Below are 23,665 nucleotides of genomic sequence, written 5' to 3' on the forward strand. Positions count from 1 at the left end.
CAAAAAAGTTCTTGTAGTCGGCGCTGATAAAATGAGTTCAATCGTTGATTATACTGATAGAAATACATGCGTGTTATTTGGCGACGCTGCAGGTGCTGTTTTGCTTGAACCTACTGATGACCCTGAGTATGGAATTATCGATCATGTTTTTTACATGGATGGGTCTGGCGGGAAATATCTCTATATGCCTGGCGGTGGGAGTTTAAATCCACCAAGTCATGAGACAGTTGACAAAAAGATGCATTATATTTACCAAGATGGGAGAGCAGTTTTCAAGGTTGCGGTTGTTGGAATGGCGGATGTTTCCGCCGAAATAGTTGAGAGGAATGGATTAACGGGCAAAGATATTGATTGGCTTGTTCCGCACCAAGCGAATTTACGAATAATAACCGCAACAGCGGAGAGAATGGGGCTTGATCTATCAAAAGTTATGATAAATATCGATCGATATGGAAATACAACAGCGGCGACGATCCCACTGTGTTTATCTGAATATTGGGAATGTGGGAAATTGAAACCTGGGCATATGGTTGTTATGTCTGCATTTGGTGCTGGTTATACATGGGGTGCGGTATTAATGAGATGGTCGCTTCCTAATCCACCTAAGCCGAGACCTGATGTCGCAAGGTATTGCGAGGAAATGGACAGCAGGCGATTTGAGATGGTGGAGGAATTGAAAATAAAGAATGAAGTTGGTAAATGAAAGTTGCTTTTATATTCCCAGGTCAGGCTTCACAGTATGTAGGGATGGGGAAGGATTTATATGAAAACAGTCAAATTGCAAGGGAGATTTTTGATGAAGCGGAAGAAATACTTGGTTTTGAATTGAAAAGAATTTGTTTTGAAGGTCCCGAGGAAGAATTAAAGCGAACAAAAGTCACTCAGCCAGCGATCTTTGTTCATAGCTATATTGTTTCAAAGCTTATTAATGGCAAGTTAAAAGCTGATATGACTGCTGGTCATTCGCTTGGAGAATATTCAGCGCTTGTTTATGCTGGCGTGTTAAGTTTTGAAGATGCCTTAAAAATTGTGAAACTTCGGGGTGAGCTGATGCAAAAGGCAGGCGAGGAAAACCCTGGAACAATGGCTGCAATTGTTGGACTTGAAGATGTGAAAGTAAGAGAGATTTGTGAAGAAGTTAAAGATGGCGTAGTTCAGCCTGCAAATTTTAATGCCCCTGGACAAATTGTAATATCTGGTGAAGTTGAAGCAGTTAAAAAAGCTATGGAACTTGCGCAAAAAGCTGGGGCGAAGATGGTTAAAGAACTTGTCGTAAGCGGTGCCTTCCATTCTCCACTTATGGAAAGTGCGAAGGAAAAGCTTAAAGAAGCCCTCGACGAGGTTAAGTTTCACAAACCATCAATTCCAGTTTATTTCAATGTGACCGCAAAACCTGCCTTTGAACCTGAAGAAATAAAAAACCTACTTTATCTTCAAATAACAAGCCCGGTGCTCTGGTCTCAGATCATAATTAACATGGCTTCAGATGGAGCGACGAAATTTTATGAAATTGGGCCCGGGAAGGTTTTACAAGGTTTGGTTAAAAGAATAATTTCAAATGTTGAAATAGCTGGCTTTGATAAACTTAACGATATCGAAAACTTTAATGGATAAGCGAAGGCTATGGAAAGCACAGTAAAAACTTCTGCAAGCGAAAGAGAAATTGTTCAAGTTAAAAATTACAAAATAGATACACTTGTTTTTACCGCTGGGTTTGTTCCGTTCTGCAATGTTCCAGTTTGCCGTGCAACTTGCTGTTATTGGGGAGTTTATGTTGATGTTAAAGAAAGGGAAAAGATCCTTGAATACAAGGATTTAATTTTGAAATATATGGATGAAACTCAACCGCATGATGTTGAGCTTTGGTTTGAGAAGGAAGAGTGGGATGATGCTGATTTCCCATCGGGTAAGTGTGTTGGGACAAATGTTTATAATGGTAAGTGTGTATTTTTAACGAAGGAAGGGTATTGTGTTTTGCAGATCGCTGCAGAAAAAAATGGAATGTATAAATGGGCTTTGAAACCATTTTATTGTTGTATTTATCCCTTAACTTTTTGGGAAGGTGTTTTAACTTATGATGATGGACATGCGCAGGATTTGCCATACTGTGGGATAAATGCAGTGCACAATCACGCTGGGCCGGTGGTTGAAATTTGTAAAAACGAATTTGTCTATGTTCTTGGTGAAGATGGTTATGCAGAGCTTTTAGAGATTTATAAAAAGTGGAAGCAGGAAAATTCAAATATAAGCGGGGTTAAATAATGGATGACTTTAAAAACAAGGTTGCTATAGTCACAGGTGGTTCAAGAGGAATAGGCAGGGCTATTGCTAAAGTTCTTGGCTCGGCGGGGTGCTCCGTTGTGATAACTTATAAAAGTTCAGCACAACAAGCACAGGAAGTTGTTGACGAGATTTCAAAAAATTCGAAAGCTATGGCAATTCAAGCGGACTCTTCGAAATTTGAAGATGCTCAAAGGGTTGTGGACGAAGTTTTGAAAAATTTCGGCAAAATTGATATACTTATTAACAACGCCGGAATTACAAAAGATAATTTGTTGCTCAGGATGAGTGAAAGTGATTGGGATGATGTAATTGAAACTAATTTAAAGGGAGTATTTAATTTTACAAAAGCAGTCATAAAACATATGATAAGCCAAAGGTCGGGAAAAATAATCAATATTGCTTCCGTTGTTGGATTGATAGGTAACCCTGGACAGGCAAATTATGCAGCTTCAAAAGCTGGAATTATCGGTTTTACAAAGGCATTAGCGAAAGAAGTTGCTTCGAGAAACATACAAGTGAATGTCGTTGCGCCAGGTTATGTTGAAACGGAGCTGACGGGAAAATTAAGTGAGGAGCAGAAGAAAAGACTTTTTGAAATGATACCAGCGAAGAGGATAGCCAAACCTGAGGAAATTGCGTATGTTGTCAAGTTTCTTGCTTCGTCTGAATCTGATTATATCACAGGTCAAGTTATAGTTGTTGATGGTGGTCTAACTGCATAAAAATAAAACCAAAAACAAAAAGAGGAGAAAAACATGGACATTGAAGCAAAGGTCAAGCAGATAATCGTGAACAAATTGAATGTAAGTGAGGATAAGGTAGTCCCCGAGGCGTCTTTTATTAATGATCTTGGTGCTGATTCGCTTGACACTGTTGAGCTTGTTATGGAATTTGAGAAGGAATTTGGTATTCAGGTTCCAGACGAAGATGCGGAGAAGATAAGGACAGTCGGAGATGCGATTAACTATTTAAAGCAAAAGCTCGGGCAGGCGTAAAAATCTTTACGGGGGAGCGTTTGTCTCTCCCCTTTTTATTTTGTTAAAAACAAAAATTACACTGAATTATGTTCAACCGTAAAAGGGTTGTGGTCACAGGGATGGGCGTAATATCGCCCGTTGGGTTAACTATTGATGAATTTTGGAAAAGTTTGTTGGAGGGTAAAAGTGGTGTCGATTATATAACAAAGTTTGATACAACAAATTTTACAACTAAGTTTGCAGCTGAGGTAAGAAATTTTGATCCTACAAATTACATGGATAAAAAGCTTGCCCAAAGGATGGATATTTTCACCCAGTTTGCGATGGCTGCAACTGAGATGGCAATTCAAGATGCTGGACTTAACTCTGATTCAAAATTAGATAAGGAAAGAGTAGCTGTTGTCTACGCATCTGGAATTGGAGGTATGTGGACTTATCATAATCAACATGAATTGTTGTTTAAAACGGGAACACCAAGGCACATAAGTCCATTCACTGTGACAATGATGATTGTCGACATAGTTGCTGGATATATTTCAATAAGATATGGTTTCAAAGGACCAAATTATGCGACTGTTTCTGCTTGCGCAAGTTCAGCAAATGCGATAACGGACGCGGTTATGTTAATTGAACGAGGGCTTGCAGATGTAGTTATAACTGGTGGAGCTGAATCTGCCATTTGTCCGATGGGAATTGGTTCATTCAATGCTATGAGAGCCCTTTCAACAAGGAACGATGAACCTAAAAAAGCAAGCAGGCCGTTTGATGCTCAGCGTGACGGTTTTGTGATGGGTGAGGGTGCTGGAACTTTGATACTTGAATCGCTTGAACATGCTTTGAATCGAGGTGCAAAAATTTATGCTGAAGTAGCGGGTTTTGGTCTTACGGCGGATGCGTATCATATAACTGCTCCAGCTCCAAATGGTGAAGGTGCTGCAAGATCAATGTCAATAGCACTTAAAGATGCTGGACTTCAACCTGAGGACATCGACTATATCAATGCACATGGAACCTCGACCAAGGAAAATGATAAAAATGAAACTCAGGCGATTAAAACTGTTTTTGGCGAGCATGCATATAAGCTTGCGGTGAATTCGACAAAATCAATGATAGGTCATCTCCTTGGCGCTGCTGGGGCGGTTGAGGCAATCGCAACAATTTTAACAATAACCACAGGCAAAATCCACCCAACGATAAATTATGAATATCCAGATCCCGAGTGTGACCTTTTCTATGTTCCTAATCAAGCGATAGAAAGGGAAGTAAAAGCGGCGATTTCAAATTCGTTTGGCTTTGGTGGTCATAATGTTTCAATAGTTTTCAAAAAGTTTGAAGAATAGTTTTGATTAAGTTAATTAAAAAGCTATACGCGTTTTTAAATCGTAGGGATTCGAAACTGATAAGCAAAGATAAGTTTAAAGAGCTTGAAAAAACTCTTGGAGTTAAAATTCATAACAAGGATATTTTTATTCAAGCGCTGACGCACAGATCGTTTGTTCCTGTTGCAAAGCAGAAGTATGGAATAAAACTTGAATCAAATGAGAGGCTTGAGTTTCTTGGCGATTCAATTTTAAATCTTGTTGCTGGAGAATTTCTATATAAAGCATATCCATTCGCAACTGAGGGAAGATTAACTCGTTTAAGGTCACGAATTATAAACAAGGGGATTTTAATTAAGTATGCTTATCTTTTGAAGCTTGATGAGTTTATACTTCTAAGCCACTCTGCCAGGCGAGCCTTAATGCAGGGATATAATTCAATGCTTGCGGATGCGTTTGAGGCAATTGTTGGGGCAATATATCTTGATTCGGGGTTTGAGAAGGCAAAAAAATTTTTAGCTCGTGTTTTTAAGGAGTTAATTGGAGAGTTCGATTTAAGTTTTTACGAGTCGACAAAGGAGCATTATAAAAGCATACTCGTTGAATATTCTCATAAGAAAAATCTTGAGGTGTCTTACAGAGTTGTAAATGTTGAGGGTCCTGAACATGAAAGGGTTTTCACTGTTGAAGTTTTACTTGGGGGACAAGTTGTCGGGGTGGGGCAAGGCAAAAGCAAGAAGGAAGCCGAAAAATTTGCAGCTTACGACGCTCTCGTTAAACTTGGCCTCATTGAAAAGCCCGTAAGTTGAAATTTACCTGAATTTTTACAAATTTATACTAGTGAAAAATAAAGCTAAGCTTTTAAATGTTAAGAAGTTTATTGGGTTTGAAGTTTTTAATTTTGCTTCTTCATTTTAATATCACAGCGCAAAATATATGGTTCTCCGAGGATTTCATTGGCTCGAAGCTAAGTAGCGTATGGATTCCTATATCTGGCGATTGGGAGATCGAAAATGGTAGGCTCAAGTTAAAATCAGAAAATAAATCATCACTTTTGGGATTGAATTTTTTAATCCCACCAAAGTCAAAATATACTGTAAAATTAAAATTTTCGGGGGGTAATATCTTAATTCTGTTTAATGTTTACGATATTTACTCGTTTCGCGCTGGAAATTATGTTAAATTGCTCAACAACGCTGTTTACACTGGAATAATTGAGCCAACAGGGGAAGAAAAAATCAAAAAATTTGCATCGCTTTCTCAAACAACGGATAAATTTAGAACAATATCTATTGAGGTCGCTTCTGAAAAATACACTGTCTATCTAAATGACAAGAAAGTGTTGGAAGAAAATTTATATTTTAACTCTGGCTTTATAATTCTTGGTGTGGATAAGGGAAAAGCAGAGATCGATTACTTTATAATTTCATCCCGTGAAAAGTATAGAACAATCGAGGATATGAAAAGGGTTAAAGAACCTTTGCTCGATCATATAAATTCGATAGCAGTCATCAATGAATCGAAGTTTGCAATCTCAAGTGAACTTTATTCACAGGTTCAGGTGCTTGATATTACTGGGAATGTTCTAAATAGATTTACATATTTGAGGTGGGCTGGCGGGGTAATGCATTTTAAAGATGGTTTGTATATTTGTGATGTGGGTAAAATAACAATCGTTTATCCCGATAAAACTATGAGTGTTGCCCAATTTTTTGTAAAGTATCCGAATTATATAGCCACGGATGGTGAAAGATTTTATGTCATTGATGATGGAGCAATTAAAATTTTTAACCGTAATTTTAATCTTATCTCGTCCTTCTCGGATCCTGAAAAATTAAAATTTCCAACCGCTGTATCTGTTGATAAGTATAACATTTATTGCACTGATCCAGAACTCGGTCAAATTGTTGTTTATTCAAAAAAGAGACACAGTAAAATTTTTGCGTGGGATTAAAGATATTCTAATCGCGCCAGTTGATGTAAAGTATGATTCGACATTAAATTGCTTATTCGTTGCCGATCTTGGGCTTAAAGGTATCGCAAAGGTTGTGGGTGATAAGGTTGAAAAGATTTTTAAAGCTGAAAATCTGGGTGGGTTAAAATTCCCCCGCAGCCTTGATTTAAAATCGGGTTTGATTTTCATTGCTGACGCTGATAAAATTGTATGTGTTGATACAACACTTGCAGAACGCTCGGCAAGATTGGTTCTGCGAAGCAAGTGAATTTCAAGTTATGGTTTAACTTCAAATTTTTCAACGAATTTCGAACACCATCCTTCGGAGTTAGAACAATAGAAATATGTTAATTCCCCCCTTAATGATTTTAAATTTTTTGTTTTGCTTTTTAACTTAACAATTATCGGTTTTTGTGTGTCGATATAATTTTTTTCTGTTTTATCAAATTTGATTTCTAAAATTTCAACGGGTGGGTCATTGAATTTTATACTTGGTGCAGGCTCAGAGTTTATGTGAATCCCATTGGTTGGTTTTAGGGTGACGATAAGAGCAAATTCGTTATGTTTGCCTTTTTCAAGTTTAAAATCTGAAGAAACATATTTATTTTTACTCAATTGTGGGTTAGTGAGCAGGAAGATTGCCAAGATTATCGCGAGCATTTTTTAATCTCTTCTGTATTTTATTTCTCCCTCATAAATTGTCATATGAACATTGAAATCTTTATCAAGCACAACTATATCAGCATCCTTTCCGGTGGCGAGTATCCCTTTGCGATGTTCTTTACCAAGGACGCGTGCGGGATTTAGCGAAGCCATTCTAACTGCTGATGTAATTGGAACATCGACGAGCTCGACCATGACCTTTACCGCTCGTTCCATGGTGAGCATACTTCCAGCTAAAGTGCCATCTTCAAGAAATATCTTTTTGTCTTTAACGATAACTTTTTGATCGGCGAATTCATATTCGCCATCTGGCAGTCCACACATTTTCATTGCATCGGTTATAAGTATGATCCCGGAAGCTCCTTTTATTTTGTAAAGGAGTTTCATCACCATGGGATGTACATGGATTCCGTCAGCGATGAGTTCTATTTTAAGCTCATCAAAGAGAAGTGAGCCTGTTATAACGCCAGGGTCACGGTGGTGAAATGGTTTCATTGCATTGAACATATGTGTCACATGAGCAGCGCCATTATGTATCGCTGTTTGAATTTCATCTATATCCGCAATTGAATGTCCAATTGACAATATAACTCCATCAAGAGCAGCCTCGCGCATGACTTCATAAGCCCCAGGAAGTTCGGGAGCAATTGTCATTATTTTTATGAAACCTCGTCCCGCATCTCGTAATGTATACCACGCGTCGAGCGAAGGTTTCAAAAGGTAATCTGGATTCATCGCTCCCCTTTCTTCTGGATTTAAAAATGGACCTTCAAGATGTATGCCCCAGATGTTCGAATGGTTTTGTTCTATAAAATCGGCGAGTCGTCTCAATTCACGAATGAATTCTTTTTCTGGCTTTGGGTAAAGCGTTGCAAGTAAACCAGTTGTGCCATGCTGGAAGAAAAATTCACTTATTTTGAAAAGTGCATCCTCATCCTCGTCCTCAAAACCATATCCAAGTCCACCGTGAACATGAAGATCGATGAATCCAGGCACAGCATACATGCCCTCGAAATCAAAAAATTCATATTCTTCGTCTGGTTCAAAACTTAAATCTTCAAGCTTTCCTATCTCTGCTATTTTCTTTCCCTCTATTATTATGCCGGAGTTTTCTATTATTCTGAAGGGTGTAATCGAGTTGACATTTCGTAAGACAATCTTTTTCACTACGCAAATTTTGTTTTGTTTTTAAATTCATACTCAAGAAACTTTTTCTTGAATTTTTTAACTGTCTCTGTTACATCATTTGATTTAAAAACCGATGAGCCAGCGACGATTATATCAGCCCCAGCTTCAAGTAAAAGCTCAACATTATTGATATCAATCCCGCCATCAACCTCGATTTCAACATTAAGATTTCTTTCGGTAATGATTTTTTTAGCCTGAACAACTTTTCTTAATGAAGTTTCAATGAATTTTTGTCCCCCGAAGCCGGGGTTAACAGACATTATCAACAGGAGATCAACATAGTCGATAATTTCTTCAACGGCATAAACAGGCGTAGCGGGATTTATAGCGACGCCAGCTTTTGCGCCGGTTTGTTTAATTTTCATTATTGTTCTATGCAAGTGTTGGCACGCCTCATAATGAACTGTTATTATGTCCGAGCCAGCGTTTCTAAATTCGTCTATGTATTGGTCTGGGTTTGAAATCATAAGATGAGAATCAAGGGGCAAGGAAGTTAATTTTCTTATCGCTTTAACTATCATCGGTCCAAATGTTAAATTCGGAACGAAATGCCCATCCATTATATCGAGATGAAAAAGGTCTGCTCCACCTTCTTCTGCTTTCTTTATTTCATTTTTGAGATCGGAAAAATCGGCGGACAGTAAAGATGGTGCGAGTTTAAACATTCTATTCTCAATAGTTTTGTTTTTGCATTTCTGAAAGTTCCTTAGCAACGAAGATATCAACGGATGAACCTTTAGCAACAAAAAAGCCAGGTCTTGGGAATTGCTCGATTACGGTATTCGGTAGAACCGTAGAGCTTGGTTCGTAAACAATTTTACCTATGCGAAGCCCAGCCTCATTTAAAATCCTTTCAACTTTTGAAAGTGGAATTCCGATTAAATTGGGAACCTGTGTTTTTCCCTCCGCATCTCCTAAACTTACAACAACTGAGACTGGTGTCCCAATTGAAACTTTCGCTTTTTCGGGGATTGACTGTGAGAAAATCGCTCCCTCGGGGAAATCCTCGGAGAAGTCATATTCAACAGCACCAAGTCGTAATCCGAACTTTTCAAGTGTTAATTTAGCCTCACGAACCGACTTTCCAATAAGTGATGGAACCTCAACTTTTTGTTCGCCTGAGCTGACAACAAGGTAAACACGCCTTCCCTCTTTTATCTTCATCTGTGGTCTTGGGTTTTGAATTATCACATATCCAGCGGGAAATCTCGCATCATGTCGCTCGGTTACATTTTCAAGCTTGAGATTTAGGGAATCAATTATTTGCTTTGCTTCTTCAAGTTTTTTACCGATAAGATTTGGCATTTCAATTGATTTAACTGAGTTAACATAAAATGGCATCACAGCTTTATCCATTGCTAAAACAAAAAGAACAAATACCGCAGCAATTATAAATAATTTTTTGAGACGTTGCTTTTTCATCTTTGTGATGTGATAATGTTTTTGCTTTTGTAAAAAATATAAAATAATTTCAGAATTCACAAATTGTGGAGATTTCGGGAAAATGCTAAAAGAATCATATTGAATTGACACTTTGACATTTGCGTGGCAAAATTTCAAGGGATTGTTGTCACTCTGACAGATTTTGCGTTGTGGCTAAATGAATGATTTTTAATTATTTCAAAGTGGCACAATATTTGAATTTATATTTTAGTGGAAGTTTGAACAAAAACAAAAAATAAAAAATCGGTAAGGAGGTGAAGAACCATGACACTCATCAGATGGAGCCCAATAAGAGATCTTGCAACAGAAATCTTTGACCTTCAAAAAGAAATAAACAGAATGTTTGACAGATTTTTCCGTGGTTTCGAGGACGAAGAAATTAGAATGATAAGTTGGAGCCCGAGGGTTGATATATCTGAGACGGATGATGAATACATCGTAAGAGCTGAGATTCCTGGGGTTAGCAAGGATGATGTTAAGATAACGATAAAGGATGATATTCTTACGATAAGTGGTGAGAAGAAACAAGAGAAAGAAGCGAAAGGTGAGAATTTCCATAGGATTGAGCGAGTGTATGGTTCATTCTCGAGATCGTTTGCTCTGCCAGGCAGTGTGAAAGTTGACAAGGTTGAGGCTAAGTTTAAAGATGGAGTTCTCACAATAAAACTTCCGAAAGTTGAGGAAGCAAAGCCACGGGAAATTGAGATCAAGGTTGATTAATTCAGAAAATCCCGCCAACTTTTGGCGGGATTTTTTTAATTTTTAAATTATATAGAGGTTGTAAAAACAAATTCCCAAAAAATCAAATGGTAATGGAAGCACAAGCAAGGAAAAAAGGTTTTACTGAAATTTTAAAAAGTTTATTTATGCCATATTTTTCTGAAAAGGAAGAGCTTGTGAAAATTTTAAATGAAAATTATTCAAAGGAGATTGCTATTGCAAAGATGCTGGAGGAACATTCCGAGATGATACCGTTTGATTTTTTGAGGGAAAGGTTGAAGAAAGTTGCAGAAGAGGAAAGAAAGCATGCTGAAAGGTTAAGGCAAAAAATTATAGAACTTGGGGGAAGCGTAAATCCATCGCCGAGAATATTTGATGTAAAAACTGAAACAATTCACAACCAAAAAGGTTTTAGGAAACTCGTTGCTGATCTTGAGTTTGACAAGGAAATTTACGAGAATTACATCGCACAAATCAATAAAGTAGAGAATGATGAGATTAAAAAGTTGCTTAGGGAAATAGTTGAGGATGAGGAAAAACATAAAGATATTTTGATGGACATAGTAATGAGGTTATGTTAATTTTTTCAACAAATTAAAACAAAAGGTAATAAACAATCATGGGAGAAGAAAGCAAATTTACGAAGAGCCCCGAAAAGCATGTGCATATCCCTGAGGCGATGTCTATTTTACCGTTGAGGAATTCGGTGTTTTTCCCAAGGCAATTTATGCCCCTTTCCGTTGGGAGGGAAAGCACCATAAAGTTGATCGAGGATGCTGGGAAGACTGGAGAGTTAATTTTGATTGTTGCACAGAAAGAGCCACAGATAGAGAAGCCAACGCCAAACGATATTTACCACTTTGGAACGGTTGCGAAGATACTTAAGGTTTATAACTTGCCTGACGGTTCAAAAAGCGTATTTGTTCAAGGCTTGCATCGGGCGAAAGTTTTATCGTTTATTCAGCAGGAGCCGTATTTGAGGGGATTAATTCAGCAAGTTGATGATGAGGGTGAAATCGATATCGAAGCTGAAGCTCTTGCAGTTGCAATTAAGAATGTGTTTAAGAAAGTTGTTGAGCTTTCCCCCGACTTAACACCTGAGCAGGCAAATATGGTAAGTGGTACTGATGATATTTATGCACTTCCTGATATAGTTGGGTCAATTTTAAGTGTCTCAGTTGCTGAAAAGCAAGAGATACTTGAACAGGTGAACATAAAGGAACGCTTGAAGAAGTGTCACTTTATTTTAAATCGACATGCTCAAAGGCTTGAACTTGGAAGCAAAATCCAAGCTGAGGTTCAAGATGAAATCACAAAGAATCAGCGCGAATATTTCCTTAGGGAGCAATTGAAAGCGATAAAACGGGAACTTGGAGAAGATGAAGAAGGTGCAGAGATTAGGGAGTTGAGGGATAAAATCGAAAAGGCGAACATGCCTGAGGAAGCTCGAAAGGTTGCGTTGAAAGAGCTTGAAAGGTTATCACGGATGCATCCATCTTCCGCCGAGTATACAGTCTCAAGAACTTATCTTGACTGGCTGATAGAATTGCCTTGGAGCATATCAACGGAAGACAATCTTGATATAAAGAAAGCCGAGGAAATACTTGAGAGAGACCATTATGGACTTGAAAAGGTTAAGAAGAGAATTCTTGAGTATCTTGCGGTTCGCAAATTGAAGAATGATATGCGTGGTCCCATACTTTGCTTTGTTGGTCCACCTGGTGTTGGTAAAACATCACTTGGAAGATCGATTGCGGAGGCTTTGGGGAGAAAATTTGTTAGAATTTCGCTTGGTGGGGTTCATGATGAAGCTGAGATAAGAGGGCATAGAAGAACTTACATCGGTGCTTTGCCAGGAAGAATAATCCAAGGGATTAGAAAAGCTGGTTCAAATAATCCTGTCTTCATGCTTGATGAGGTTGATAAAATAGGTGCTGATTTCCGTGGTGATCCTGCAGCTGCTTTGCTTGAGGTTCTTGATCCAGAACAGAATCATTCATTTAGTGATCATTATATTGAAGTCCCGTTTGACCTTTCAAAAGTTATGTTTATAGCAACTGCGAATATGATTGAGCCAATTCCGCCTGCTTTGAGAGATAGGATGGAAATAATTGAGATACCAAGTTATATAGAAGAAGAAAAGTTAAACATTGCAAAATATTTTCTCGTCCCGAAGCAGATAAAAGCACATGGATTGACGGAAGACATGATAAAATTTGAGGATTCCGCACTTAGGAAAATAATCAATTCATATACTCGTGAAGCAGGTGTTAGAAACCTTGAAAGGAGGATAGCAGATATATGTCGTGGGGTTGCAAAGGATGTTGCCATGGGTAAAACCGAGCCTACAACTATAACTGAAGATGTGGTTCCTAAATATCTTGGGCAACCGAAGTATTATCATGAAGCTGCGGAAAGGATCAACAAGCCTGGCATTGCTATGGGTCTTGCATGGACACCAGTTGGTGGTGAGATTTTATTTGTTGAGGCGACGAAGATGAAAGGTAAGGGAGCTCTTCATCTTACTGGTCAGCTTGGCGATGTTATGAAAGAATCGGCGCATATAGCGTTAAGTTATATTGCTTCTAAAGCCGAGGAGTTCGGGATAGATCCCGAATTCAAAGATAAATACGATATTCATATACATGTCCCAGCTGGGGCAATTCCAAAGGATGGACCTTCGGCGGGAGTTACGATATTAACGGCTCTTTATTCTTTGTTGAAAGGCTGGGTGGTATGTAATGATATCGCTATGACGGGTGAGATTACATTGCGAGGAGCCGTTTTGCCTGTCGGCGGAATAAAGGAAAAAGTTCTTGCAGCGCATAGAGCGGGAATTAAGAAAGTTATATTGCCAGAGAAGAATAAAGCCGACATTGAAGAAATCCCAGAACAAGTTAGAAGTGAAATGGAATTTTACTTTGTAAAGGAGATGGACGAAGTTATTGAGATCGCTGTGAAAAAAGAAGTTGCTGAGGAAGTTGAGCAGGTTTAATTCCCAACGGTAAACTTTAAACCTGTGTAAATTTTTCAAAGGCGAATTATCTCATTAGTTGAGATAGTTCGCCTTTTTTGTTTTTATTGGGATTGGGTTATAGGACACCATCTGAGCTATTGAATAAAAAGCAGGATTTTTTTATTTTTGCTTTGTGTAAATTTGAAAAGACATTTAATAGCCTTATGAAAAAAATTTTTTCCATTGCTTGGTGGGAGTATATAACGAAGGTTAGAACAAAAACATTTTTGATTTCACTGGTTTTAATGCCAGTTTTTATATTTGTTTTTTCAGTCCTTCCAACTGTTTTGATGGAAAAATTCAAGGCAACTCAAAAGGTAATCGGGGTTGTTGATTTGTCGGGATGGATTTTTGATGATTTTAATAAAAAAATTTCAGAGGAGTTTAAACTTCCGAATGGCAGACAAAATTATATCATCGTTAAGATAACAACACCTACATCAAGCGATGATATTAATGAGATTAAAAAATATGCGAACCAATTGGTCATAACTGGTAAAATTGAGGGATATATTATTATACCAAAAAATTTCGGTGAGGATACCTTAAGTTTTCAATATATCGCTCAAAATGTTGGAAACTTGAATGATCTCGAAAGATTTAGAAGTGTATTGCACGAAATTCTTATCGGAGCGAACCTTGAAAAGTATGGCGTTGGGAAAGATAAAGTTAAACAGATAATAAAAACTGTAAAGTACACGACGATAAAAATTTCGAAAAGGGGTGAGGAAGAAAAAACTGACTTTATAGGTATATTTTTCAGTTCTTATATTTTTATTTTTGCGCTGATGATACTTGTTTTGACAGGCGGTCAGATGTTGATAAGAAGCGTAGTTGAGGAGAAGTCAAATCGTGTCGTTGAGCTTCTTCTTTCATCGTGCACCGCAAACCAATTGATGGCTGGGAAAATAATTGGGCTTGGCATGGTTGGATTAACTCAAATGCTTGTGTGGGCTTTGATTGGATTTTATTTTATTTCTGGATATGCACTTACATCAATAAATCTTGAGGTATTGGGTATTTCTTTGATTTATTTTGTGCTTGGTTATCTTTTTTATTCCGCTATTTTTGTTGCGATTGGGGCGCCTGTAAATTCGGAGTATGAGGCTCAGCAAGTTGCTGGATATGTGGGTATTTTGATGTTTTTGCCGATTGCCTTTGCTTTTTTAATTATGCAAAATCCAGATTTGCCATTTATAAAAATTTTATCTTTCATTCCAATCTTTACTCCTTCATTCATGGTTGCACGGATTCCGATAAAAATGCCAGCGCTTTGGGAAATTTTGGGGACAATATTTGTGCTTGCTTTGTCAATTTTAGTAATGATTTGGGTCGCTGGGAGAATTTTCAGGATTGCAATTTTAAGTTATGGGAAATTTCCAAGTTTTAAGGAGCTAATTTCTTGGATTCAAACAAAATAGGGGGCTATTCAATGTATGATGTTTCCTTTTTAACTCTTATGATAAGTACCGCATCTATAGCATTTCTTCATGCGCTTGCGCCTGACCATTGGCTTCCGTTTATAATGATAGGACGGGCGCAGAAATGGTCGATAAAGAAATTGATCTTTGTAGCCTTTATAGCTGGGATTGGACATGTTGGTTCGTCCGTTTTGCTTGGACTTTTGGGTTTGTTTATTGGTATGGAGTTAAGCAAGCTTGAGGGGCTTGAAGCGTTGCGTGGTGAAGTTGGGTTATGGCTTTTGATCGGTTTTGGGGTTGCCTATGCCATTTGGGGGTTAAAACACGCAAGGCATCCGCACAAACATGAGATCGTTGATGAAAAAATTTTAAATAAAAAAGTTGTCACTGTCTGGACATTGTTTGCTATTTTTGTTCTTGGTCCTTGTGAACCTTTGATCCCGCTCTTCTTTATCTCACTTAAATTTAAACTTGCGGGAATTCTTACAGTGGTAATAGTTTTCAGTGTTGTAACTTGGTTGATGATGATCGGGCAAGCGTTAATTGGTTATCTTGGAATTAGGCTTATTAACTTTGAAAGACTTGAGCGATATTCGCACACAATTGCTGGGGTTGTAATCGCTCTTACGGGGATTTTTATACTTATCTCAGGAATATAGAAATTTGGGCATTCAAAAATTAGTTCAAGTTCAAGAGCGAATAAGTTCCTGTGTAAACTTTTAAAAGTTAAAGAGGGAATTCTGAGATATTAAATCTTGTGTCAAGTTCGACATACTTTTTCCCTTGCTTTACGGTGGCGCAGTCCGCATAAGGGTCATGTTCAAAGAATAAAATCCAGTTCTCTTCAACCGCTCTTTTTAAAAGTTTTTTCTTTTCTTCCATTGTTATAAGAGGTTGCAGGTCGTAAGCCATGACATAAGGTATTGGGATGTGTGAAGAAGTTGGGATTAAATCGCCACAATAGACAATTGTTCTCGTTCCATCCGAAACTTTAACAAGTTGCTGACCAAAAGTGTGTCCATCGGAAATGATAAGTTCAATTCCATCAAAGATTTCAAATTCCCCATCAACGATTTCAAGTTGATTAAACTCAATCAATGGAAGAAAATTTTCAGGTAGATAGCTCGCTCTATCTTTTTCATTTGGGTTCATTGCGAGTTCAAGATTGCGTTTTTGAACATAGTAAGTTGCGTTTTTAAAAGTTGGTCTTATAATTCCATCTGAATCAATCATAGTTGCACCACCTGCGTGGTCAAAATGTAGATGGGTTAATATAACATCGGTTATATCATCTGTTTTTAAACCAATTTTTGCAAGGGAATCTTCAAGTGTATATTTTGTGTGATCGATGCCGTAGATGTCAGCATATTTTTCCTCCCATTTTTTACCTATGCCAGTGTCCACAAGAATTCGTTTATTATCTCCAATGATCAAGAGCGTTCTTAAGGCAAGTTCAATTCTATTTCTATCATCGCTTGGATTTAATTTATCCCATATTGTTTTGGGTACAATTCCAAACATTGCGCCACCATCAAGCTTGAAACGACCTGTTTCAATAGCATAAATTTCATATTTACCGATTTTCATTTTTATCTACGAGTTTTATTTTTGGTAAATTTTCAAAGTTAAAGTTTTCATTGGGTGGGGTGTTTTCTATTTTTTCAAGCCATAATTTAACTTCTGAGAGAAGCTCTGAAAGTTTTACATTCATATAGATTTCGGGGTAATCGTTGAGTTTAGCAATTGCTTTTTTGAGCTGGCTTGTTGCACCACGGAAATTTAAATTTGTAAGATGATAGAATCCAACGGCTATGTGAATTAGTCCGTGGTAAAATTTTTTTATCTCGGGGTTTCGTTCTTCGTTCCAAATCTCTTCAAGTGTATCGTGGCACTCGAAGAAAAGCTCGCTGTTAAATTCTTGCACCCCTTTTAGAAATCTATCTATAGACATTTTTAACTATTTTTTGCTATCACTTCTTTAAATCAATGAGAAGTTGAATAACTGTATCAATTCTTTGGTTGAGTTGAGCTATTTGAGAGTCAATTTTTTGATTGAGTTGGGCTATTTGTGTATCAATTTTTTGATTAAGTTGAGTTATTTCCTGTCTCAGTTGTCCTATCTCTTGTCTTAATTGTCCTATCTCCCGTCCCATTTCTTGCCTCAGTTGCCCCATTTCCTGTCTTAACTGACCAACCTGCGTGTCTATCTTATTGTTAAGATATCTAAAATCCTCTTCCTGTCTTCGTCTTATCTCGTTTACCACTTCAAGTATGCTCTTCGTTCTTTCATCTACAACTTCATATATGAGTTCGAGTGTAACCTTCTTTATTGCCTTCGTTAGTATTTCTTTCATGAGAATTTTTATTGTGTTTCTTAAACAAAACCTCACCATTAATATAGCACTAATTTTGTTTAAAGTCAAAGGGATACAATGTTGCTGGGGTTTCCCATGCTCTGTTGGCTTGGAGGGAAATTTTCAATGGTTTAATGATATTTTGGATAAAAATTTGGAATAGCGCTCGTTTGTTTTTAAATTTTTTAAAAACAAAGCGACTTGATTTGATGCGGAGTCGACTTGGTGTTATTTTTTTGACTGTTTTGATAGATTTGATAGGGTTTGGGATTGTAATTCCGCTTTTGCCTTTTTATGCGCTTAATTTCGGGGCAAAATCGTATCAAATTGGTTTGCTGGTCTCTTCGTTCTCATTCATGCAATTTATTTTCAATCCTATATGGGGAAGAATTTCGGATAGAATTGGCAGAAGACCTGTAATACTTATAAGTGTTTTCGGCTCATTTGTTTCTTATTTAATTTTTGCGTTGGCTGATTCGCTTTGGGTTTTGTTTTTATCAAGGATGCTTGCTGGTTTTATGGGGGCAAATATAGCGACGGCACAGGCATATATTGCGGACATAACTCCACCTGAGGAAAGGGCAAAAGGTATGGGAATAGTTGGAGCTGGATTTGGGATAGGTTTTGTTGTTGGACCATTAATAGGTGGGATCTTAAGCAAATTTGGTTATAATTTCCCGATATTCTTTGCTTCAGGACTTTCGCTTTTAAATTTTTTTCTTGCATTAAAATTTCTCCCCGAACCTCATTCTCGTAAATTTGAATCTCGTGGGTTAAGTTATAGTCAGGGGATTTCAGGGTTGTTTCAAAATAAAGTTTTAATTTTTCTTTATTTCACCTTCTTCGTGATAACATTTGGAATATCGATCAACTATGTTGTTTTTCCGCTTTTTACGAAGGATGTATTTAATTTTGATGCTTCACACAATGGGTTGTTGTTTGGCTATGTTGGGATTATAGGTGTAATGACGCAGGGTTATTTAGTTGGAAAATTTACAAAAAGATTCAGCGAGGAAAGGGTTTTAATAGCGGGGACATTTTTAATGTGCTTTGGTTTGTTTGGTATGATATTTTCGGTGCATTTTTTTCAATTTTTAACTTTTACAACTTTTTTTACATTTGGTAGCGGGATAACGACGCCAACTGTGTTAAGTTTGATTTCAAGGCAAGCAAAGTCTGAAAATCAGGGAGTTACGCTTGGGTTAGGTCAATCGTTATCAAGTTTGGCTCGTGTATTTGGTCCATCAACAGGTGGTTTTCTTTACGGTAATTTTGGTCAAAGATCGCCGTTCGTTCTGGGTGTGTTAGTGATGGCTGTGAGCTTTTTGTTTGCCATTGGAATTTACAATGGGGAAAAATCTAAAAGTGAATTGGGAGTGAAATGCTAACTTTGATTTTAATTCTACTTTTGATTCTGTTCTTCGCTTATTTTGCCATTGTTAATTTTGTTGGTCCATCAATTATTTTGAAACCAAAGCAGAAAAATTTTTTGGTTGATGGGAAGATGATTACATCTCCGTTGGATCTCGGTCTTGAGTACGAAAATGTTGAGATAAAATCGTTTGATGGCACAATTTTAAAGGGTTGGTTAATTCAAGCGGATAAGGAACCAATTGGAAGTGTGATCTACATCCATGGGACTTATACGAATAAAGCCTTTGGGTTGAAAAGGGCGCAATTTTTAAAAGAGGCTGGATATAATGTTCTTCTTGTCGATCTTCGTTATCATGGTGAAAGTGGTGGGGAGTTTTGCACATATGGTTATCTTGAGAAGTTTGATATTTCGGATTGGATAAGTTTTCTATTAAAGAGATTTCCTGATGTTCCAGTTGCGCTTTTTGGGGTTTCGCTTGGAGGGGCAATTGCAATCCAAACTGCTGGAATAGATAACAGGGTTAGTGCAATTATATCTGAGGGAAGTTTTGCAAATTTTTCGGATTTAGTTTTTGAACATCAGGAGAAGAAATTCAAATTTGCATCAAGGTTTTTGACCAAAAAAGTTCTTGAGAATGTTGAGAGAATCGCTGGTTTCAAAATTGATGATGTCGCACCACTTGAATATGTTAAGAGGGTTTCATGCCCAATTCTTTACATTCATGGTAAAAATGATGAAACAGTGAAACCATGGCATTCAACGGTTTTACATCGTTATACTCTTAAAGGTGAAATTCTTCTCGTTGATGGAGCTGGGCATGTGAACTCTTGGGAAGTTCTTGGGGATAAATACAAAGAAAAAATCATTGAATTTTTAAAGGAGAATTGCAATAAAAACAAAGCGTTGTGAACTATGCCAAAGGTTGCAATTTTAATGGGAAGTAAAAGCGATGAGGAGATAATGCAATTTTGTGAAAAGTATCTCCAATATTTTGGCGTTGATTATGAGAAAAAAGTTTTATCGGCGCATAGAAATCCTATTGAGACAATTGAATTTGCTCGAAATGCCGAATCAAATGGTTTTAAAGTCATAATAGCGGGAGCTGGAATGGCTGCACATTTACCGGGGGTCATAGCTGCAAATACGACTTTGCCTGTAATCGGTGTTCCGCTTCCTGCATCTGAGTTAAATGGTGTCGATGCCCTTTATTCAATTGTTCAAATGCCGCCAGGAATACCTGTTGCAACCGTCGCAATTGGAAAAGCGGGTGCGATAAATGCGGCTGTTCTCGCAGTGGAAATACTTGCCCTACAAGATGAGGAGTTAAAAAGAAAACTTGAAGAATTTAAAAAGCAAGGTTCAAAATTATGAAGTATGGACTTATTGGACACTTATGTCTTGATGTAATTCACTTGGCAGATGGCACGGAAGTTCAAAGCTACGGCGGTATATTCTTCTCTTTGGCTTCGCTTGCTAATATAGTTGATGATGGAGATATAATTTATCCTGTTTTCGGGGTTGGTGATGTTGATTACGATAAATTTATCGAGAGGATAAAAAATTATTCAAATGTTGTAACAGATGGTATCTTCAAATTTGAGGGGTTTACCAATCGAGTTCATCTTTTTTATCAAGACAGAAAGGAGAGAACCGAATGTTCAATGCACATTGCGAAGCCAATTGAATTTGAGAGATTAAAAATTTTACTTGACGCTGGAGTTGATGGAATTTTTATAAATATGATTTCTGGATTTGATATTGAGTTTGAGGTTTTAAAGCGATTGAGAAAGAATTTCAATGGTTATATTCATTTTGACATTCACAGTGCAACGCTTGGGGTTGACGAGCGAAATATAAGGTTTAGAAGGAGGATGCTTGATTGGAAGGAGTGGCTTGAAAATGTTGACACAGTTCAAATGAACGAATTTGAAGCAAGATCGATCGGCGAGGGATGGTGGAATGATGATATGCTTGCGGAGAATGTTTTAAATCTTGGCGTTAGGGCGATGGTGATAACAAGAGCGAGCCTTGGCGCAACGGTTTATTATTTTGATGATGAAATTAAAAGGGCGGATTTTAAAGCTTATGAGGTTGATGTGGTCGATCCGACTGGTTGCGGTGATGTCTTTGGTTCGGCTTTCTTTTATAAATATTCGAAAACTTTGGATCCATTGGTTTCGACCGAGTTTGCAAATTATGTTGCGGGATTGAACGCAACAATTCCAGGTTCAACCGAGATAGATAAACTTAGGGAGCTTGTGAAAAGATGAGGGTTATGGTGACTGGAGCGCATGGGCTTTTAGGGCAAGCTGTTTTGAAGTTATTTTTGAAGAGCACTAACTCTGAAATTCTTGCAACGGCGAAGGAACCGAGAACATTCCTTGATTTTGGCGGATTTGATTATACTATGCTTGACATAACATCGAGAAGCGATGTTAAAAACCTTGTCGTTTATTTCCGCCCAGATGTTATAATTAACACAGCTGCATACACTAATGTTGATGGCTGTGAGCAAAATCGTGAACTTGCATGGAGGGTAAATGTTGAAGGGGTTAGGAATCTTGTTCATTCGGCAAGGAGGGTCGATGCAAAGCTAATTCACATCTCAACCGATTATATATTTGATGGCAAAAATGGTCCATATACTGAAGAGGCGATCCCAAATCCAATTAATTATTACGGGAGGACAAAACTCGCAAGTGAAAATGAAATAAAAATTGGGGGGATAAGGTTTGCAATTTTAAGAACGAATGTTTTATATGGTGTTGGGAAAAATGTTAAAAGCAATTTTGCTCTTTGGCTTTATGAGAAGCTTTCAAAAGGTGAGAAGATAAAAGTCGTGACAGATCAAGTTGGGAATCCAACTTATGTTGATGATCTTGCCTTTGCGATTTTGAAGGTTGTTGAGTTTGATAAAGAAGGGGTTTACAACATTGGGGGAAGGGATTTCGTGGACAGGTATACATTTGCTATAAAACTTGCAGAAATTTTCGGATTTGATAAGGAGCTTATAACTCCTGTTAAAACATCGGAGTTGAACCAAATTGCACCACGACCTTTGAAGTCTGGACTTATAACTTTCAAGGCAGAAGCTGAGCTTGGTTTTAAACCTTATGGTGTTGAAGATGGGATTTCGGAGTTCAAGGCACGGCTTGAGGAAGTTTGAGTTTATGCTTTATTTTTGGTAAAATAAATAAAGTAAAAAGTTAAACTTGTTGAAAATAAATCAGTGTTAAAAGAATGCTTGATTTGAAATTTATTCGTGAAAATCCTGATATTGTGAGGCGGGCGATTGAATTAAAGGGGGAGAAAGATCATGTTGACGAAATCTTGCGACTGGATGCGAGGCGAAGGGAGCTGATTAAAAAAGGTGATATGTTGAAAGCGAGACGAAATGATGTAACCGAAGAGATAGCAAATTTGAAGAAGCAGGGCAAAGACGCTACTGAATTAATTGAGGAAATGAGAAAAGTTTCCGATGAAATTAAAGCGATTGATTCCGAACTTAAAAAGGTTGAGCTTGAACTTGAAAATTTTTTGCTTTGGGTTCCAAACATTCCACATGAGTCTGTTCCAATTGGGAAAGACAAGGAAGATAATGTTGTTGTAAGAACATGGGGTGAGATTCAAGAGTTTGATTTTGAGATAAAGGACCATTTAACGCTTGGTAAGAAGCTTGGTATAATTGATTTTGAATGTGGGGCTAAGTTAACGGGTAGTGGTTTCCCTGTTTACATTGGGAAAGGTGCGACGCTTGAGAGAGCGTTGATAAATTTTATGCTTGATCTTCACATTCAGAAGCATGGTTATGTTGAAGTTTTTCCCCCTTTTCTTGTAAATGAAGCATCGATGCGTGGAACGGGGCAAATTCCGAAGTTAAAAGATGATATGTATTATTGTCCTGAGGACGATTTATATTTGATACCAACTGCTGAAGTTCCAGTTACAAATATTCATCGTGATGAAATTCTTGATATAAGTGAGCTTCCCAAAAAATATGTTGCTTATTCTGCATGTTTTCGGCGTGAGGCGGGGTCGTGGGGGAGAGAAACTCGTGGATTTTTAAGAGTTCATCAGTTCAATAAAGTTGAGCTTGTTAAATTTACAACACCAGAGTCTTCTTATGACGAGCTTGAAGCTCTTGTGAGGGATGCTGAGGAAGTGCTTCAACTTCTTAACATTCCATATAGAGTTGTTTTGCTTTGCACAGGGGATATGAGCTTTTCTTCGGCGAAAACATATGACATAGAAGTTTGGTCCCCAGCTGAGAAAAAATGGCTTGAGGCATCAAGTTGTAGTAATTTTGAAGATTTTCAGGCGAGAAGGATGAATATAAGATTTAGAAGGGATAAAAAATCAAAACCTGAGTTCGTCCATACGCTCAATGGTTCGGGACTCGCAACATCTCGGTTGATGGTTGCGCTCTTGGAAAATTATCAAACTCCTGAAGGGAAAGTGATAGTTCCCAAGGTTTTGCATAAATATACGGGTTTTACAATCATTGAATAATCAAAAACAAAACTGTGTGAGTGGAATGAAAAAGAACGTTGCTCTGATTATGTTAATTTTTGTTTTCTCAAGTTGCACATTTTTGAGAAATATTGGATTGGTTGAAAAGAAAGAATATGTGGCAAAAGTTGGGAAAGAGATAATAACGCTTGATGAGTTTGAAAAATCGTTTGCCAAGAATAATGGTGGTTATGCAAAAGCAAAGAGTAAATCGCTTGAGGATAGGAAAAATTACCTTGATCTTTTAGTCAAATTTAAGCTTAAAGTTCTTGAGGCAAGAGCACAAAAACTTGATAAAGATCCAAATATTCAAAAAGAGATAAACGATTATTATACAACCCTTGCTCTCTCATACCTTACAAAAAGGGAAGTCGTCGATCCTGGCATAAGGCAACTTTATGATAGAAGAAAAGAGGAGATAAGGGCAAAGCATATTTTAATTG

The 23,665-nt window shown here is 37.5% G+C and carries 27 protein-coding genes and 1 pseudogene; 21 read left to right on the forward strand and 7 right to left on the reverse strand.

Going from position 1 to position 23,665, the window contains the following annotated elements:
- From AWW78_RS05270 to AWW78_RS05310, 9 genes are all read left to right on the forward strand, one after another.
- Positions 1–703, forward strand: a 703-nt coding sequence (locus AWW78_RS05270) for a 3-oxoacyl-[acyl-carrier-protein] synthase III C-terminal domain-containing protein (protein WP_276325944.1), incomplete at its 5' end; no start/stop codon positions are given.
- On the forward strand, positions 700–1,614 hold the full coding sequence (fabD, locus tag AWW78_RS05275) for an ACP S-malonyltransferase (RefSeq protein ID WP_047134486.1): 915 nt from the start codon (positions 700–702) through the stop codon (positions 1,612–1,614). The genes AWW78_RS05270 and fabD, both read left to right, overlap by 4 nt.
- Positions 1,615–1,623: 9 nt before the next feature.
- Complete coding sequence (locus AWW78_RS05280; RefSeq protein ID WP_047134487.1) at positions 1,624–2,262, forward strand: DUF3109 family protein; 639 nt, start codon at positions 1,624–1,626, stop codon at positions 2,260–2,262.
- Positions 2,262–3,005, forward strand: coding sequence for a 3-oxoacyl-[acyl-carrier-protein] reductase (gene fabG / locus AWW78_RS05285; protein WP_047134488.1), 744 nt, complete (start codon positions 2,262–2,264; stop codon positions 3,003–3,005). Before AWW78_RS05280 ends, fabG begins: the two co-directional genes overlap by 1 nt.
- A 33-nt stretch (positions 3,006–3,038) precedes the next feature.
- Positions 3,039–3,278, forward strand: coding sequence for an acyl carrier protein (locus AWW78_RS05290; RefSeq protein ID WP_047134489.1), 240 nt, complete (start codon positions 3,039–3,041; stop codon positions 3,276–3,278).
- A gap of 68 nt (positions 3,279–3,346) precedes the next feature.
- Positions 3,347–4,600: a beta-ketoacyl-ACP synthase II gene (gene fabF, locus AWW78_RS05295; protein ID WP_047134490.1), complete on the forward strand. Its 1,254-nt coding sequence runs from the start codon at positions 3,347–3,349 to the stop codon at positions 4,598–4,600.
- 2 nt (positions 4,601–4,602) lie between these two features.
- Entirely contained in the window at positions 4,603–5,388 is a 786-nt protein-coding gene (gene rnc / locus AWW78_RS05300; RefSeq protein WP_159420995.1) for a ribonuclease III, read from the forward strand.
- A gap of 56 nt (positions 5,389–5,444) precedes the next feature.
- Complete coding sequence (locus AWW78_RS05305; protein ID WP_047134491.1) at positions 5,445–6,533, forward strand: NHL repeat-containing protein; 1,089 nt, start codon at positions 5,445–5,447, stop codon at positions 6,531–6,533.
- Positions 6,520–6,801 (forward strand): hypothetical protein, encoded by a 282-nt coding sequence (locus AWW78_RS05310; protein WP_047134492.1) that lies wholly within the window; start codon positions 6,520–6,522, stop codon positions 6,799–6,801. Before AWW78_RS05305 ends, AWW78_RS05310 begins: the two co-directional genes overlap by 14 nt.
- An 8-nt stretch (positions 6,802–6,809) precedes the next feature.
- Here the strand turns inward: AWW78_RS05310 and AWW78_RS05315 are convergent, their stop codons facing one another.
- From AWW78_RS05315 to AWW78_RS05330, 4 genes are read right to left on the reverse strand one after another with little or no spacing between them, the layout of a single operon-like run.
- Complete coding sequence (locus tag AWW78_RS05315; protein ID WP_047134493.1) at positions 6,810–7,193, reverse strand: hypothetical protein; 384 nt, start codon at positions 7,191–7,193, stop codon at positions 6,810–6,812.
- Positions 7,194–7,196: 3 nt separating this feature from the next.
- Complete coding sequence (gene nagA / locus AWW78_RS05320) at positions 7,197–8,363, reverse strand: N-acetylglucosamine-6-phosphate deacetylase (protein ID WP_047134494.1); 1,167 nt, start codon at positions 8,361–8,363, stop codon at positions 7,197–7,199.
- Entirely contained in the window at positions 8,363–9,049 is a 687-nt protein-coding gene (gene rpe / locus AWW78_RS05325; protein WP_047134495.1) for a ribulose-phosphate 3-epimerase, read from the reverse strand. The genes nagA and rpe overlap by 1 nt, the downstream gene beginning before the upstream one ends.
- 7 nt (positions 9,050–9,056) lie before the next feature.
- Positions 9,057–9,806 carry a PASTA domain-containing protein gene (locus AWW78_RS05330; protein WP_047134496.1) on the reverse strand — a complete coding sequence of 250 codons (750 nt, stop codon included), beginning with the start codon at positions 9,804–9,806 and terminating at the stop codon, positions 9,057–9,059.
- Positions 9,807–10,091: 285 nt separating this feature from the next.
- Here AWW78_RS05330 and AWW78_RS05335 point away from each other — a divergent pair, with 285 nt between their 5' ends.
- From AWW78_RS05335 to AWW78_RS05355, 5 genes are all read left to right on the forward strand, one after another.
- Positions 10,092–10,547: an Hsp20/alpha crystallin family protein gene (locus AWW78_RS05335; RefSeq protein WP_047134497.1), complete on the forward strand. Its 456-nt coding sequence runs from the start codon at positions 10,092–10,094 to the stop codon at positions 10,545–10,547.
- Positions 10,548–10,633: 86 nt separating this feature from the next.
- On the forward strand, positions 10,634–11,128 hold the full coding sequence (locus AWW78_RS05340) for a ferritin-like domain-containing protein (protein WP_075426137.1): 495 nt from the start codon (positions 10,634–10,636) through the stop codon (positions 11,126–11,128).
- Between the two features lie 38 nt (positions 11,129–11,166).
- Positions 11,167–13,542 (forward strand): endopeptidase La, encoded by a 2,376-nt coding sequence (lon, locus tag AWW78_RS05345; RefSeq protein ID WP_047134499.1) that lies wholly within the window; start codon positions 11,167–11,169, stop codon positions 13,540–13,542.
- Between the two features lie 185 nt (positions 13,543–13,727).
- Positions 13,728–14,984, forward strand: a complete 1,257-nt coding sequence (locus tag AWW78_RS05350; RefSeq protein WP_047134500.1) for an ABC transporter permease — start codon at positions 13,728–13,730, stop codon at positions 14,982–14,984.
- Between the two features lie 11 nt (positions 14,985–14,995).
- The gene (locus AWW78_RS05355) at positions 14,996–15,643 is read left to right on the forward strand and encodes a hypothetical protein (RefSeq protein WP_047134501.1); all 648 of its coding nucleotides are present in this window, start codon (positions 14,996–14,998) and stop codon (positions 15,641–15,643) included.
- A 67-nt stretch (positions 15,644–15,710) separates the two neighbouring features.
- Here AWW78_RS05355 and AWW78_RS05360 read toward each other — a convergent pair whose 3' ends face one another.
- From AWW78_RS05360 to AWW78_RS05370, 3 genes are read right to left on the reverse strand one after another with little or no spacing between them, the layout of a single operon-like run.
- Entirely contained in the window at positions 15,711–16,571 is an 861-nt protein-coding gene (locus AWW78_RS05360) for an MBL fold metallo-hydrolase (protein WP_047134502.1), read from the reverse strand.
- On the reverse strand, positions 16,558–16,935 hold the full coding sequence (locus AWW78_RS05365; RefSeq protein ID WP_047134503.1) for a DUF309 domain-containing protein: 378 nt from the start codon (positions 16,933–16,935) through the stop codon (positions 16,558–16,560). Before AWW78_RS05365 ends, AWW78_RS05360 begins: the two co-directional genes overlap by 14 nt.
- 19 nt (positions 16,936–16,954) lie before the next feature.
- Positions 16,955–17,338 (reverse strand): hypothetical protein, encoded by a 384-nt coding sequence (locus AWW78_RS05370; RefSeq protein ID WP_047134504.1) that lies wholly within the window; start codon positions 17,336–17,338, stop codon positions 16,955–16,957.
- Positions 17,339–17,547: 209 nt separating this feature from the next.
- Between AWW78_RS05370 and AWW78_RS05375 the strand changes: the two genes are divergently transcribed.
- The 7 genes and pseudogenes from AWW78_RS05375 to AWW78_RS05405 all read left to right on the forward strand — a co-directional run.
- The gene (locus AWW78_RS05375; protein ID WP_047134513.1) at positions 17,548–18,726 is read left to right on the forward strand and encodes an MFS transporter; all 1,179 of its coding nucleotides are present in this window, start codon (positions 17,548–17,550) and stop codon (positions 18,724–18,726) included.
- On the forward strand, positions 18,720–19,622 hold the full coding sequence (locus AWW78_RS05380; protein ID WP_047134505.1) for an alpha/beta hydrolase: 903 nt from the start codon (positions 18,720–18,722) through the stop codon (positions 19,620–19,622). Before AWW78_RS05375 ends, AWW78_RS05380 begins: the two co-directional genes overlap by 7 nt.
- A gap of 3 nt (positions 19,623–19,625) precedes the next feature.
- Complete coding sequence (gene purE, locus AWW78_RS05385; protein WP_047134506.1) at positions 19,626–20,084, forward strand: 5-(carboxyamino)imidazole ribonucleotide mutase; 459 nt, start codon at positions 19,626–19,628, stop codon at positions 20,082–20,084.
- On the forward strand, positions 20,081–20,983 hold the full coding sequence (locus AWW78_RS05390) for a carbohydrate kinase family protein (protein ID WP_047134507.1): 903 nt from the start codon (positions 20,081–20,083) through the stop codon (positions 20,981–20,983). The genes purE and AWW78_RS05390 overlap by 4 nt, the downstream gene beginning before the upstream one ends.
- Positions 20,980–21,879, forward strand: a complete 900-nt coding sequence (gene rfbD / locus AWW78_RS05395) for a dTDP-4-dehydrorhamnose reductase (RefSeq protein ID WP_047134508.1) — start codon at positions 20,980–20,982, stop codon at positions 21,877–21,879. The genes AWW78_RS05390 and rfbD overlap by 4 nt, the downstream gene beginning before the upstream one ends.
- 74 nt (positions 21,880–21,953) lie before the next feature.
- Positions 21,954–23,222, forward strand: a complete 1,269-nt coding sequence (serS, locus tag AWW78_RS05400) for a serine--tRNA ligase (RefSeq protein WP_047134509.1) — start codon at positions 21,954–21,956, stop codon at positions 23,220–23,222.
- A gap of 25 nt (positions 23,223–23,247) precedes the next feature.
- A pseudogene (locus AWW78_RS05405) lies at positions 23,248–23,665 on the forward strand (hypothetical protein); the annotation flags it as partial.

This window comes from Candidatus Kryptonium thompsonii (assembly GCF_001535985.1).
GTDB lineage: Bacteria > Bacteroidota > Ignavibacteria > Kryptoniales > Kryptoniaceae > Kryptonium > Kryptonium thompsonii.